11 protein-coding genes are annotated in these 14,892 nt (G+C 41.4%); 6 read left to right on the forward strand and 5 right to left on the reverse strand.

Annotated elements, in window-relative coordinates:
- Window positions 1–85: 85 nt before the first annotated feature.
- From cmk to gyrA, 4 genes are all read right to left on the reverse strand, one after another.
- Window positions 86–799 carry a (d)CMP kinase gene (cmk, locus tag ACSFVZ_RS04650; RefSeq protein WP_135924714.1) on the reverse strand — a complete coding sequence of 238 codons (714 nt, stop codon included), beginning with the start codon at window positions 797–799 and terminating at the stop codon, window positions 86–88.
- Window positions 800–903: 104 nt separating this feature from the next.
- Window positions 904–2,184 (reverse strand): 3-phosphoshikimate 1-carboxyvinyltransferase, encoded by a 1,281-nt coding sequence (aroA, locus tag ACSFVZ_RS04655; RefSeq protein ID WP_435558232.1) that lies wholly within the window; start codon window positions 2,182–2,184, stop codon window positions 904–906.
- A complete protein-coding gene (serC, locus tag ACSFVZ_RS04660; protein ID WP_138557556.1) occupies window positions 2,185–3,273 on the reverse strand; it encodes a 3-phosphoserine/phosphohydroxythreonine transaminase in 1,089 nt (362 codons plus the stop codon). It lies immediately after the preceding gene.
- Between the two features lie 69 nt (window positions 3,274–3,342).
- A complete protein-coding gene (gyrA, locus tag ACSFVZ_RS04665; RefSeq protein ID WP_135924722.1) occupies window positions 3,343–6,039 on the reverse strand; it encodes a DNA topoisomerase (ATP-hydrolyzing) subunit A in 2,697 nt (898 codons plus the stop codon).
- Window positions 6,040–6,215: 176 nt separating this feature from the next.
- Between gyrA and ubiG the strand changes: the two genes are divergently transcribed.
- The 5 genes from ubiG to yfaE all read left to right on the forward strand — a co-directional run bounded on the left by ubiG (window position 6,216) and on the right by yfaE (window position 11,752).
- Window positions 6,216–6,926 carry a bifunctional 2-polyprenyl-6-hydroxyphenol methylase/3-demethylubiquinol 3-O-methyltransferase UbiG gene (ubiG, locus tag ACSFVZ_RS04670; RefSeq protein ID WP_199526442.1) on the forward strand — a complete coding sequence of 237 codons (711 nt, stop codon included), beginning with the start codon at window positions 6,216–6,218 and terminating at the stop codon, window positions 6,924–6,926.
- Window positions 6,926–7,600: an HAD family hydrolase gene (locus tag ACSFVZ_RS04675; RefSeq protein WP_199526441.1), complete on the forward strand. Its 675-nt coding sequence runs from the start codon at window positions 6,926–6,928 to the stop codon at window positions 7,598–7,600. The genes ubiG and ACSFVZ_RS04675 overlap by 1 nt, the downstream gene beginning before the upstream one ends.
- 392 nt (window positions 7,601–7,992) lie before the next feature.
- Window positions 7,993–10,278: a class 1a ribonucleoside-diphosphate reductase subunit alpha gene (gene nrdA / locus ACSFVZ_RS04680; RefSeq protein ID WP_135924729.1), complete on the forward strand. Its 2,286-nt coding sequence runs from the start codon at window positions 7,993–7,995 to the stop codon at window positions 10,276–10,278.
- A gap of 71 nt (window positions 10,279–10,349) precedes the next feature.
- On the forward strand, window positions 10,350–11,480 hold the full coding sequence (nrdB, locus tag ACSFVZ_RS04685) for a class Ia ribonucleoside-diphosphate reductase subunit beta (RefSeq protein WP_130051426.1): 1,131 nt from the start codon (window positions 10,350–10,352) through the stop codon (window positions 11,478–11,480).
- Complete coding sequence (gene yfaE, locus ACSFVZ_RS04690) at window positions 11,480–11,752, forward strand: class I ribonucleotide reductase maintenance protein YfaE (RefSeq protein ID WP_135924731.1); 273 nt, start codon at window positions 11,480–11,482, stop codon at window positions 11,750–11,752. The genes nrdB and yfaE overlap by 1 nt, the downstream gene beginning before the upstream one ends.
- On the opposite strand, the gene ACSFVZ_RS04695 is transcribed toward yfaE, so the two are convergent.
- Window positions 11,749–12,276: a YaeQ family protein gene (locus ACSFVZ_RS04695; protein WP_135924734.1), complete on the reverse strand. Its 528-nt coding sequence runs from the start codon at window positions 12,274–12,276 to the stop codon at window positions 11,749–11,751. The two genes, yfaE and ACSFVZ_RS04695, sit on opposite strands and share 4 nt — an antisense overlap.
- Window positions 12,277–12,430: 154 nt before the next feature.
- Here ACSFVZ_RS04695 and ACSFVZ_RS04700 point away from each other — a divergent pair, with 154 nt between their 5' ends.
- Window positions 12,431–14,842 carry a TonB-dependent receptor gene (locus ACSFVZ_RS04700; protein WP_199526440.1) on the forward strand — a complete coding sequence of 804 codons (2,412 nt, stop codon included), beginning with the start codon at window positions 12,431–12,433 and terminating at the stop codon, window positions 14,840–14,842.
- Window positions 14,843–14,892 lie beyond the last annotated feature (50 nt).

Below are 14,892 nucleotides of genomic sequence, written 5' to 3' on the forward strand. Positions count from 1 at the left end.
CTCTAAATAATTAAATAACCAATTAGCAACCATGCTGCATGGGGTTGTTAAAATCGCGCTAGCATCCTGCCGGCACCTTATAAATTTACTTTTTAGCTTTTGGAAGCTTTCCTGCAAGTACTGCTTCGTCGAGTAAAGTTACTACTTTATCAAACACTTGCATCGCATCAAAATCGCTAGTATCGATTTCAATGGCGTCTTCTGCAGGCACTAATGGCGCAACCTCACGTGTCATATCACGGTGATCTCGCGCTTTTATGTCCTCAAGTAGACCACTTAGTGTAACATCAAGACCGCGTTCATTCAACTCAGCAAAGCGACGACGTGCGCGCTCTTCAGCTGTAGCAGTTAAATATATTTTCAACGGTGCATCAGGAAACACAACAGTGCCCATATCACGACCATCAGCAATTAAGCCATTTTCTGTACGAAATGCACGCTGACGGCGTAATAATGCTTCTCTCACTCGTGGTAAAGCTGCGATTTTCGATGCAGCTGCACCCACTTCTTCATTACGAATCGTGGTTGTGACGTCTTCGCCTTCCAACACAATTTTCGATGTGTGAGTGTGGCTATCAACCAAAAACTGCACATCTAAGTTTGCTGCAAGTGGTACTAATGCATCTTCATTATCTAATTCAATCTGATGGTGAAGCGCAGCAAGTGACAGCACACGGTAAATCGCACCGCTGTCTAATACATCCCAACCTAATTTCTCGGCTAACAAGCGACATACAGTTCCCTTACCTGAACCGCTTGGACCATCGATGGTGATTACGGGCATTGATAACGCCTGCATTTATAACCTCCTGCAATGCACACCAAAATAAAACCGGAATATTATACGCCAGTTATTAAAATAGATCCGCACTTAGAGTGTAACTTTTTATATTTTCTTCTGTTTTATTGACTTGAGACAGACTCTAGAACTTTGAAAAATGTAGGAAACGTTTTATACGTACACTTAGGATCGTTAATGGTTATCGGCTTGCCACCCACTGCAACCATCGCAAAACACATTGCTATACGGTGATCGTTATAGGTATTAATCGCAACATCATTAAATGTGTCAGGTGGAGTAATTTCGATAAAATCTTCACCTTCTACAACCTCTGCACCTACTTTTCTCAGTTCGGTTGCCATTGCATATAAACGGTCAGTTTCTTTAACACGCCAGTTATAGATGTTACGAATCGCCGTTTTACCCTTTGCAAAAAGTGCTACAGTTGCCAGTGTCATGGCCGCATCAGGTATTGCGTTAGCATCAATATCTACAGCATTCAGCTCGCCTTTGCGAACCACCAGCTTTTCATCGTACCAATCGATTTTTGCGCCCACTTGTTCCATAACTTTGGCAAAGCCAATATCACCTTGAACAGACGCCGCACCTACCCCATTAATTTCAATTTCGCCGCCCGCTATTGCAGCTGCCGCAACGAAATAAGAAGCACTTGATGCATCACCTTCAACCATAATACGCTCAAGTGCTTGATACTGCTGACAGCCTTTTACATAAAACGTTTCGTAGTTGTCATGGCTTACAGTAACACCGAAACGCTTCATCACATCTAGGGTAATATCAATGTAAGGTTTAGACACCAGCGTGCCTTTAATGGTAATTTCTGTGTCGCCATTAAATAACGGTGCTGCCATTAATAGCGCTGTTAAAAACTGGCTTGAAATACTGCCATCAATGGCTACTTTACCACCATTGATTTTACCGCCTTTAATAGCCAGTGGTGGATAGTCGTTATTTTTTAAGTAAGTTACATCACCACCCAGTGCTTGCAATGCATCAACCAAATGGCCGATTGGGCGTTCTTCCATGCGTGGCTCACCAACAAGCTCATACTCACCTTCAACAGCAGCAAGTACAGCTGTTAGCGGGCGATACGCAGTTCCAGCGTTACCTAAAAATAACGGTTCAGATGGTGTATTAAATTTACCCGCTACACCTTCAACGGTCGCCACTGTTTTGTCTTCATTAAGCGTAACATTAACACCTAATAATTTTAGTGCGCCAAGCATATGACGGATATCGTCGCTATCAAGCAGGTTTTCGACCACTGTTGTACCTTTAGCAAGCGCTGCTAAAAGTAAAATACGATTTGATAAGCTTTTTGAGCCGGGTAAGGTTACGCTACCATTAACTTTTGCAATAGGTTCAAGACGTAGTTGTTCCATTTAACTATTCTCCTTTGCAAACTTAGCCATAAAATCAACCAAGGCTTGCACGCCTTCAAGTGGCATTGCATTGTAAATACTTGCGCGCATACCACCGACAATACGGTGACCTTCAAGGGCTAATAAGCCTGCTTCTTTTGACTCACTAATGAATTTATCATTCAGCGATTCATCATTTAACCAAAACGGAACGTTCATACGCGAACGGCAATGCTTAGCAACTTTATTGCTATAAAAATCTGAGCTATCAATATAATTGTAAAGTAGCTCGGCTTTTGCGATGTTTTGCTCTTCCATCGCCTTTACACCACCATTTGCTTCTAGCCATTCAAACACTTCAGCGGCTAAGTACCATGCAAATGTCGGTGGTGTGTTGTACATGCTGCCTTGTTTCGCTTCTAATGCATAATCAAGAATACCCGGCTTTGCAAGACCTTCACGTTCAAGTAAGGTTTTACGGATAATTACAATAGATAAACCAGATGGGCCGATATTCTTTTGCGCACCAGCGTAAATAAGATCAAACTGATTTACATCAAATTCGCGCGATAAAATAGTCGACGACATATCAGCAACAATCGGTGCTGATGGGTGTGATGGTACGTCAAAAATTTCGATGCCATCTACGGTTTCATTCGGGCAATAGTGAATATATGACGCATCAGCAGGTAATTCCCAGCTGCTTGCAGGCTTAATTGAAAACTGACCATTTTGCTGTTCATCATCACGTACGTTGATACTTTGAACTGTGGTGAATTTTGCCGCTTCTTCTGTTGCACCTTTCGACCACACGCCATTTTCACAGTAAATAGCAGGCTTACCATCAAGGTGAAGATTCAGCGGTACAGCACTAAATTGACCACGACCACCGCCATGCATAAATAATACTTCAAACTCATCGCTAATATTCATTAAGCGACGCAGGCTTGCTTCACATTTAGCAGTAAGCGCTAAAAAGTCGCTGCTGCGATGGCTAATTTCCATCACAGATACACCTAAACCTTGCCAATCAATAAATTCTTTTTGTGCTTTTTGCATAACTGCCGGCGGTAGCATTGCCGGTCCTGCACAAAAATTATATTTAGTCATTACTTTGCCTCATTCCAGTAATTATAGTGCGGATAAAAAAAGCGGCCGAAGCCGCTTTTTAAATCAATGTTATTCTGAAGGTGGGTTATCACCCGCTTCTTCAGGATTAGTATCGACTACTTCAACGGCCTCGCCTTCGATGGCTGCAAGCTCATCAACTTCGATTTCTTCGATACGTTGTAAACCAACTACTTGCTCTTCGTCAATAGTTCGTATCAAAATAACGCCTTGAGTATTACGACCAACCGTAGAAACCTCATTTACACGAGTACGTACAAGTGTACCGCGATTAGAGATAATCATGATTTCGTCGTTTTCATCAACCTGTACTGCACCAACCACAGCGCCGTTACGTTCGCTAACTTTGATTGATACAACACCTTGAGTTGCACGGCTCTTCGATGGGTAATCTTCAAGTGCTGTACGCTTACCGTAACCGTTTTCTGTCACAGTTAGGATTGCACCATCTGATTTAGGAACGATTAACGATACAACGCGTTGATCGTCTGCCATCTTAATACCGCGAACACCTGTTGCTGTTCGGCCCATTGGACGTACGCCTTTAAAGCGAATTTCCGGGTTACCGTTTTCATCAAGTACAGGGTTACCGTTTTCGTCTAATACTTCAGACTCTTCAGCTTCTTTAAAGCGTACAACTTTACCAGCATCAGTAAATAGCATGATTTCATTCGTGCCATCTGTGATATCAACCCCAATTAGGCTATCGCCTTCATTAAGGTTAACGGCAATGATACCGCTCGCACGTTGGCGGCTATAAGCTGTTAATGGTGTTTTCTTAACTGTACCGAACGCAGTAGCCATGAAGATGTATTTATCTTCTTCGTACTCACGTACCGGTAAGATAGCAGTAATACGCTCATCTGCTTCAAGTGGTAATAGGTTAACAATTGGCTTACCACGCGCTGCACGGCTTGCTAATGGTAACTGATATACTTTCAACCAGTATAAGCGCCCTGCAGTTGAGAAGCACAGAATTGTATCGTGTGTATTAGCAACCAATAGACGCTCGATGAAGTCTTCATCTTTCATCTTCGTAGCTGACTTACCTTTACCACCACGACGCTGTGCTTCGTAGTCAGATAATGGTTGATACTTAACGTAACCTTCGTGAGAAAGCGTTACTACAACGTCTTCTTCATTGATTAGGTCTTCAAGGCTAATATCGTGAGCAGCAGCGCTGATTTCAGTACGACGCTCATCACCATATTGTTCTTTAATTTCTACTAGCTCGTCACGGATAACTTCCATTAGACGATCAGGGCTTGAAAGAATGTGTAAAAGCTCGGCAATTAGATCAAGTAACGTTTGGTACTCGTCTAAGATCTTCTCATGCTCAAGACCCGTTAGTTTGTGTAAACGTAGGTCAAGAATTGCTTGTGCTTGTTGCTCAGATAAATAGTATTGACCATCACGAATACCTAAGTCTGCAGCTAACCAATCAGGGCGAGCAACGTTATCTTCACCTGCTTTTTCAAGCATAGCTTTAACAGTGCCTAGCTCCCAAGGGCGAGCTGTTAGTGCCACTTTAGCTTCAGCTGGTGTTGGTGACTTACGAATTAGTTCGATAATTGGGTCGATGTTCGCAAGAGCAATTGCTAAGCCTTCAAGCGTATGAGCACGGTCACGGGCTTTACGTAAATCGAATACTGTACGACGTGTAACAACTTCACGACGGTGAATGATAAACGCTTCAAGCATTTCTTTAAGGTTAAAGCACTTAGGTTGGTTGTTATCAAGTGCAACCATGTTCATACCAAACACAGTTTGTAACTGAGTTTGTGCATATAGGTTGTTTAAGATTACTTCACCAACATCACCACGTTTGATTTCGATAACGATACGCATACCGTCTTTATCTGATTCGTCACGTAGTGCGCTAATACCTTCAATTTTCTTATCTTTAACTAACTCAGCGATTTTTTCGATAAGACGCGCTTTGTTAACTTGATAAGGGATTTCGTGAACGATGATTGTTTCACGACCGGTTTTTTCGTCAACTTCGATTTCAGCACGAGCACGGATATATACTTTACCACGACCTGTTAGGTACGCTTGCTCAATGCCTTTTTTACCGTTGATAATCGCCGCAGTCGGGAAATCTGGACCCGGGATATATTCAATTAGATCTGCAATTGACATATCTGGGTTTTGAATAAGCGCTAAACAGCCGTTAATAACTTCTGTTAAGTTATGCGGAGGAATGTTCGTTGCCATACCAACCGCAATACCTGATGAACCATTAACTAGTAAGTTAGGTACTTTAGTAGGTAATACGTCAGGAATTTGCTCAGTACCATCATAGTTAGGTACGTAATCAACGGTTTCTTTTTCTAAGTCAGCTAATAATTCATGTGACATTTTCGCCATACGGACTTCCGTATAACGCATTGCTGCCGCAGAGTCACCGTCAACAGAACCGAAGTTACCTTGGCCGTCAACAAGCATATAGCGTAATGAGAAAGGCTGCGCCATACGAACGATGGTGTCATATACCGCGCTGTCGCCATGTGGGTGGTACTTACCGATTACATCACCAACAACACGTGCTGATTTCTTGTAAGGTTTATTCCAATCATTATTGAGTTCGTTCATTGCAAATAAAACACGACGGTGAACTGGCTTTAAGCCGTCACGTACGTCTGGCAATGCACGTCCAACGATTACACTCATTGCGTAATCAAGGTACGAATTTTTTAATTCATCTTCAATATTGACTGGCAGAATTTCATTGGCGAGATCAGTCATTTGATTTCACATTCCTTCAGTATTGACTCACAAAGAGGCACAATGCCGTCTTAAGAGCTTTAGTTATTATTTCCAGACCATGCTATCACAATTTATTTAGATTTACAGGCGCTAAATCTTTGCGATTTAGTAATTTCCCCCTATATAATGGCCTCAGATTGACGAGGAAGTTTTTTATGACCGAACATCAAAATGTAGATAATGCAGAAATTGCAAAGTTTGAAGCCATCGCAGAACGTTGGTGGGACCGCGACGGAGAGTTCAAACCTCTTCATGAAATAAATCCTCTTCGCTTGGATTTTGTCGCCGATAAAGTAGGCGGCTTATTTGATAAGGAAACCTTAGATGTTGGCTGTGGTGGCGGCATCTTAAGTGAAAGCATGGCGCGCATGGGCGCTAAAGTAACCGGTATCGATATGGGCCAAGAGCCACTCACCGTTGCTAAGTTACACAGTTTAGAAACAGGTGTGCCTGTTGACTATATAAAAGTACCAGCAGAACAGTTTGCGGCTGAGCACCCTGCTCGCTTTGACGTTATTACCTGTATGGAAATGCTTGAACATGTTCCAGATCCTGCGTCTATTATTCGTGCTGTAGCAGAACTTGCTAAACCGGGCGCCGATGTCTTCTTTTCAACACTAAACAAAACACCAAAGGCCTACTTGTTTGCCATTGTGGGTGCAGAAAAGCTTTTAAAAATGGTGCCTGAAGGTACCCATGACCATAAAAAGTTTATCAAACCTGCACAACTTATTGCCTGGGCAGAAGAAGCGGGATTAAAAGTAAGAGCCAGCACAGGCCTGAACTATAACCCGTTCTCTAAGCAGTACAGTTTAAATGATGATGTAAGTGTTAATTACATCCTGCACTTTGAGAAATTAGCCTAATGAGTGGTGTAAACGCACCCTCTATCGATTTTGATGCTTTTATTTTTGATCTCGATGGTACGCTCCTTGATACCGCCGATGATCTGGGTCATGCATTAAATCGTGTATTAGCCGATGCAGATATTGCCCCAGTCGCTGAACATATTTATCGTCCTGCAGCTTCAAACGGAGCCAATGCATTATTAGAGATTGGTTTTGGTGATAAGTGGCCTGATGTAGAACAACTGGCTTTACGTCAACAGTTACTCGATTATTACGCTGATGATATTGCCGTACACAGTAAATGCTTCAACGGCATCGAGCAGCTTTTAATTGCACTTGAGCAAAACAATATTAAGTGGGGCATTATGACCAATAAGCCCGGCTTTTTAACTGAGCCCTTAGTGCAAGCGATCCCATCTTTAAGCAATGCTCAAGCCGTTGTCAGTGGCGATACATTAGCTGTTTCAAAACCATCACCGGATCCACTGTTACATACAGCTGAGATCTTAGCGGTTGATCCAACTCGTTGTTTATATATCGGTGATGCTGAGCGAGATATTCAAGCTGCAAAAGCAGCTAATATGTACAGTGCAACGGCGCTTTGGGGTTACATACCGAGTGTTGACGCTGCGCTTGGCTGGCAGGCAGATTTTAATTGGCATTCGCCAATTGATGGCTTTAACCATATATAGTGTTATTTATTATCTAAAACACCATATATTGTGATCTGATTCACTTTTGAACATTCTTTGATGATAAAAAAATCAGTCGAAATTTATTTTTTAAAACGGTAAATTTTCTGGATCTTGAGTTGATTTCTACAAATTTCGTCGTCTGTGAATGTTCAAAGGTTAATGGTCACTAACACAATGCGCTTATCCAATAGTTATCCACAAAATGGGGCAATTCTATCCCTTGCAAAACAGCGCAGACCACACTATCTTGTGATCTGCAATTTAAACAACACCAGATATTGTGGCTAAATGTTATTCAATTAGCTGCATATAGTGTTTAATAATAATAATTACATAAAGAATACCTTTGTCTTTACAACTAAAATTTCCCAAGGAATACAGGCAAAACTATGAACCAACAGCTATCTGTAAGCAAACGTGACGGCCGTAAAGAGTCACTCGATCTAGATAAGATCCATCGCGTAATCGCTTGGGCCGCAGAAGGTCTGAATAATGTGTCTGTCTCACAAGTTGAATTAAAATCACATATTCAATTTTATGATGGCATTCGCACCGACGACATTCATGAAACAATCATCAAAGCGGCAGCGGATCAAATCTCAAAAGATACGCCTGATTATCAATACCTAGCTGCTCGCTTAGCTGTATTCCACTTGCGTAAAAAAGCGTATGGCCAATTTGAGCCACCACGTTTATATGATCACATTACAAAATTAGTTGAAGACAAACGTTACGATCAGCATTTACTTGTCGACTACACAGAGCAAGAAATCGATGAGTTAGACTCATATATTGATCATAATCGTGATTTAAACTTCAGCTACGCTGCTGTAAAGCAACTTGAAGGTAAATATCTAGTTCAAAACCGTGTTACTGGCGAAATTTACGAAAGTGCACAGTTTTTATATATTTTAGTTGCGGCAAGCTTATTCTCTGATTATCCAAAAGAGACACGTCTTGATTACATCAAGCGTTTTTATGATGCAGTGTCTACATTTAAGATTTCATTACCTACACCAATTATGGCCGGTGTTCGTACACCAACACGTCAATTCAGCTCATGTGTATTGATTGAATGTGGTGATAGCCTTGATTCTATTAATGCGACATCGTCTGCGATTGTTAAATATGTTTCGCAACGTGCTGGCATTGGTATTAACGCGGGCCGTATTCGTGCTCTTGGTAGCCCTATTCGTAACGGCGAAGCGTACCACACAGGTTGTATTCCGTTTTATAAACACTTCCAAACAGCGGTTAAAAGCTGTTCACAAGGTGGTGTTCGTGGCGGTGCAGCAACGTTGTTCTACCCACTTTGGCACTTAGAAGTTGAAAATCTTCTTGTCCTTAAGAACAACCGTGGTGTTGAAGACAACCGTGTACGTCATCTTGACTACGGTGTCCAGTTCAACAAATTAATGTATAGCCGTTTAATCAAAGACGATTACATCACATTGTTCAGCCCGTCAGATGTACCGGGTCTATATGATGCATTCTTTGAAGATCAAGCGAAGTTTGATGAGCTATATGTTAAGTACGAACAAGACGAGTCAATTCGTAAAAAGCGTATTAAAGCAATTGAGTTATTCTCAATGTTTGCTCAAGAGCGTGCAAGCACTGGTCGTATTTACTTACAAAACGTTGACCACTGTAATACACACAGCCCGTTTATCTCGACTGTGGCGCCAATTCGTCAATCTAACCTATGTTTAGAAATCGCATTACCAACTAAGCCACTTAGCAATGTAATGGATGAAGAAGGTGAAATTGCACTTTGTACGCTATCTGCATTTAACTTAGGTGCGATTGAGTCGCTTGATGAGTTAGAAGAGCTTGCTGAACTTGCAGTACGTGCCCTTGATAACTTACTTGATTTCCAAGACTACCCTGTTCCTGCGGCTAAAAACGCAACGATGGGTCGTCGTACGCTGGGTATAGGTGTAATTAACTTCGCATACTACCTTGCTAAAAACGGTAAACGTTATTCTGATGGTAGTGCTAATGCCTTAACTCACAAAACGTTTGAAGCAATTCAATATTACCTAATGAAAGCATCAAACGAGTTAGCGAAAGAACGCGGTGCGTGTCCTAAATTTAACGAGACAACGTATTCTCAAGGCATCATGCCGACAGATACTTACAAGCGTGACCTAGATCAGTTCTGTAATGAGCCACTTCATTTAGATTGGGATTCATTACGTGCGAGCATTAAAGAGCACGGTATGCGTAACTCTACGCTATCTGCATTGATGCCATCAGAGACATCATCACAAATCTCTAACGCAACAAATGGTATTGAGCCACCACGTGGTCATATCAGCGTTAAAGCAAGTAAAGATGGTATCTTAAAGCAAGTAGTTCCAGATTATGAAAACCTGAAAGACAACTATGAGCTACTGTGGGATATTCCATCAAACGATGGTTACCTACAGCTTGTTGGTATTATGCAAAAATTCGTTGACCAAACGATTTCTGCAAACACTAATTATGATCCATCTAAGTACGAAGGCGGTAAAGTACCTATGAAGGTGCTATTAAAAGACCTACTGACTGCTTATAAACTTGGTGTGAAGACCTTGTACTACCACAACACACGTGACGGTGCATCGGATGCTCAAGATGAGCTAACACCAGAGGTAGAAGATGACGGTTGTGCAGGCGGCGCTTGTAAAATCTAATTAAATTAATAACATAACAAAAGCGGGCTCATTTGCCCGCTTTGTCCTGACTGTTTTTTTGAGAAATCACTATGTCATATACAACTTTTAGCCGAAACCATAATAACCAATTACAAGAACCGATGTTTTTCGGCCAAACTGTAAACGTGTCACGTTACGACCAACAAAAGTACCCTATCTTCGAAAAGCTAATTGAAAAACAATTATCGTTCTTTTGGCGTCCTGAAGAAGTTGACGTAAGTAAAGACCGTCTTGACTTCCAAGCGTTACCGGACCACGAAAAACACATCTTTTTAAGCAACTTGAAATATCAAACCTTGCTAGATAGTGTGCAAGGTCGTTCACCTAACGTTGCGTTACTACCCATTGTGTCTATTCCTGAGCTTGAAACTTGGATTGAAACATGGGCGTTTAGTGAAACAATTCACAGCCGTTCATACACGCATATTATTCGTAACGTTACGCAGTCTCCTGAGCTTATCTTTGATGATATCGTCAGTAACGAGAAGATCAGTGAACGTGCTGATGCGGTTACCAAATACTACGATGATTTAATCAATATGATTTCTGTTTACAATCTATATGGTGAAGGTAAACATGTGATCAACGGTGAAGAAGTAAAAGTCAGCTTATTTGACCTTAAAAAGCAACTTTACCTAGCTATGATGTCGGTTAACATTCTAGAAGCTATTCGTTTCTATGTAAGCTTTGCCTGTTCATTCGCGTTCGCAGAGCGTGAACTAATGGAAGGTAATGCGAAAATCATCAAGCTTATTGCCCGTGATGAAGCGCTCCACTTATCTGGCACGCAACACATTCTAAATATCATGCAAGAAGGCAAAGACGATCCTGAAATGGCAATCGTTGCTGCACAATGCCGTGAAGAAGCGATTCAGATGTTTGTTGAAGCTGCTGAGCAAGAAAAAGATTGGGCTGAATACTTGTTTAAAGATGGTTCTATGATTGGCTTAAATAAAGATATCTTATGTCAATATGTTGAATACATCACAAATGCGCGTATGACAGCGGTTGGCTTACCTGCACAGTTCGAAAGTAAGAGTAACCCTATTCCATGGATCAACTCTTGGTTAGTATCAGACAACGTTCAAGTTGCTCCACAAGAAGCTGAAATTAGCTCTTACCTTGTAGGCCAAATTGATTCTCAGGTTGATGCATCAGATTTTGGTGACTTCGATCTGTAATGAGCACTAACACTACTGCAGAGGTTATCCTTGCAGGAACAGACAGCCAGAGTCTCGAATTTGATTCTGGCTGTTCATCTCTCCTTGAATGCCTAGAACAACACAAAATAGACGTCCCCTACCAATGCCGTGAAGGTTATTGTGGCGCATGCCGCGCTAAATTAGTCGAAGGTGATGTGAATTATAACCAAGAACCACTTGCGTTTGTTCGCTCAGGTGAAGTGTTGCTGTGTTGTAGTAAACCCAACGGTAAGGTAAAAATTGAACTTTAATGCCACACAAGATCGTTTGTTTGGTAGAAGTTTTCTTTGTCTGAGACACTTACTGTTTGTTGATCTATCGTTACATCCCACTGTAAGTTTTTAGTCAAATGGCTCGCCAATTGCTCAATAAAGTTTCCATCAAAGGCAATTAAATGGCTGTTATTTATCAGCTCTAATTGATGCTCATATTCTTGTAACCACTCATTGTTTAGCGTAGTTACAACCCATAGTTCGTCAACACGTTTAGCAATTTTACTCAATATTGTAAAATCAGGTTCTCCAACTGCTAGCCACATTTCATAATGCTCATCAAGGGCTTTAATTGACACATCTGGCTCACTACTTTTAAGCCGTGCGTTCATGGTTGCCATTTTATTATGAGAAAATAAGCAGTAGCTTAAAAGCTTTAACACAAAATGTTCATAGCTTTCTTGCCTATCACATGCCGTGGTGAAAACCTCTTGGTGATTTCGCTGTTCGCGCAAATCTGCAATAGTAAAATTGGCTTTAAAAACACGATTCTTATCAGACATAACGAATGTCCATCTAACTGAAACATTCTAAGTATAGTTTACGGTGTAAAATTCGCGACTTAGTTAAAAGTTATAGTATAACGTTATTGCAGATAAAAAATTGCAGTGTTATATTATATCACAACACTCAACAACAAACTTAGAAGTAGTAATAATGAAGCAAATTTCAATTCTTTCTAGTGCTGTTGCCGCTGCGCTGTTCTCTCAATCAACAATGGCTGCTGTGATCACAGGTCAAGTATTAGATAAAAATCAGCAACCTATCAGTAACGCTGAAGTTCACGTTCATGGTAAGTCACAAAGCGTTGTGACCAATAAACAAGGCCAGTTTAAAATCGATGTAGATAACAAAGGCCAATTACACATCAGCAAAGATGATTTTATCGATAAACGTGTTGAAATTAATGGTGACAATCAAAATCTAGTTATTACTCTCACGCCAACATCTGTAGAAACAGTTGTTGTCTATGCTTCTGCGCTTCATAAAAATAGCCTTGAAATGATCTCACCTGTTAACGTATTGGCTGGTGATAATCTTAAAAATAAGGCTAAGCCGACCTTAGGCGAAACACTAAAAGGCCTACCTGGTGTGAATGCTAGTTATTTTGGTCCAGTTTCATCAAGCCCAATCATTCGCGGCTTAGATGGTCCGCGTGTGAAAATCACTCAAAATGGCCTTGATAGCAGTGATGCATCACGTATTGGCCCAGATCACGCAACATCAAATGACAGCCTAGCCGCTGAACAAATTGAAGTGCTACGAGGCCCTGCTACCCTACTTTACGGCTCCGGTGCGATAGGTGGTGTGGTAAATGTTGTTGATAATCGTATTCCTACCGACAATATAGACACTTTAACAGGCGCTGCGCAATACACCCATGACACAGTATCAAACACCAATACTTATGCCGCAAAACTTGAAACCGGTAATGAAGGCTTCAACTTCCATTTTGATGGCACAAAGCGCAAAGGTCATGATTACAAAACACCAACATTCGAGCTTCCTGAAGAGCATGACGAACATGAGGGTGAAGATCATGAAGAACACGAAACCGCTAACCGTGTAGAAAACACTTTTATCGATAGCCAAAATGTTAATTTTGGTACGAGTTATGTTGGCGATCACCTAACACTAGGTGTGTCATATGGTCGCATCGAAACAGATTACGGTATTCCTGCCCATGAACACCATCATCACGAAGAGCATGAAGAAGGTGAGCATCATGATGAACACGAAGGTGAAGAAGAACACGAAGAGTCTGTCTTCGCGCAATTAGAGCAAGATCGCTGGCAAGGTTACATGAGCTATGCGCTACATGATAACTGGATTGAGAATATCTCACTACGTGTGGGTTACACAGACTATAAACATGCCGAAATTGAAGATGGTGCAGTTGGCACTGTGTTTTCTAACAAAACCACTGAAGCACGTGCAACCGTTGAACATAAATTAGGCCTTTGGCACGGTATGGCTGGCTACCACTACACAGAATCAGACTACGATGCTGATGGTGAAGAAGCCTTTACACCAGCAAGTGTAACTAAAACCAATGCACTATTCATGCTTGAAGAGCGTCAATTTGGTGATGTAACCGTTGAATTGGGCGCACGTATTGAGGATTACCAAATTGACTCGGCTGTTAGTATGGCAGAGCATCATCATGACCACGCTCACGAAGAGGAAGAAGGTCACGATGACGAAGAAGCAGAAATCATCAATTACAGCGAAGATTTCACAAATCTAAGTTTTTCTGCAGGTGCAATCTGGCAATATCAAGAAGGCCAAAGTGTTGCGCTTAGCGTATCTCGTTCAGAGCGCGCGCCTCTTAGTGCTGAACTACTTTCAAATGGTGTACACATTGCAACTGGCACATATGAGTTAGGCCTTGGTTATCATATCGAAGACGGAGAAATACACTTTGAGCCTGAAGATATCGATCAAGAAACTGCAACCAACTTTGATTTAAGTTTCCGCCGCTTTATTGGTGACTTTGGTTACACCGTTAACTTTTTCTACAACGACATTGAAAACTACTATTACCAGCAAAGTACTGGGCTCGTATTCGATGAAGAACACGGTCTAGAGTCAGCAGCAGAGGCTGACGAAGACGCAATGGCGGTGTATCAATTTGCAAGTAAAGATGCAAAACTTTACGGTATTGAGTTTGACGTCCACTACCAAGTGTCACCTAGCACATTGGTTAAAGTGTTTGGTGATTCAACAACTGCTAAATTAAAAGATGGCGAAGGTTACCTACCACGTATTCCAGCAAACAAACTTGGTTCTGAACTACAGTATACTGTTGGCGGTTGGCAATTTAGCCTAGCAGGCACTCATTATTTTGAGCAGTCAGATATTACCGCTTATGAGACAAAAACTGACGGTTATACCCTGTTTGACGCATCGGCAAATTACCAACTTGATTTAGGCCCTGTCGATACGCAGCTGTACATTAATGCTGATAACTTAACGGATGAATTAGGTTTCGTTCACAGTTCATTTATTAAAGAAAAAGCACCACTACCTGGTCGTAACTTTAGCTTAGGTATTCGCGGCTATTTTTAATCGCTTTTAATAGTTATAAAAAAACCCTTTCATTTTTAAAATGAAAGGGT

The sequence above is a fragment of the Pseudoalteromonas nanhaiensis genome, from assembly GCF_051235485.1.
Lineage (GTDB): Bacteria > Pseudomonadota > Gammaproteobacteria > Enterobacterales > Alteromonadaceae > Pseudoalteromonas > Pseudoalteromonas lipolytica_C.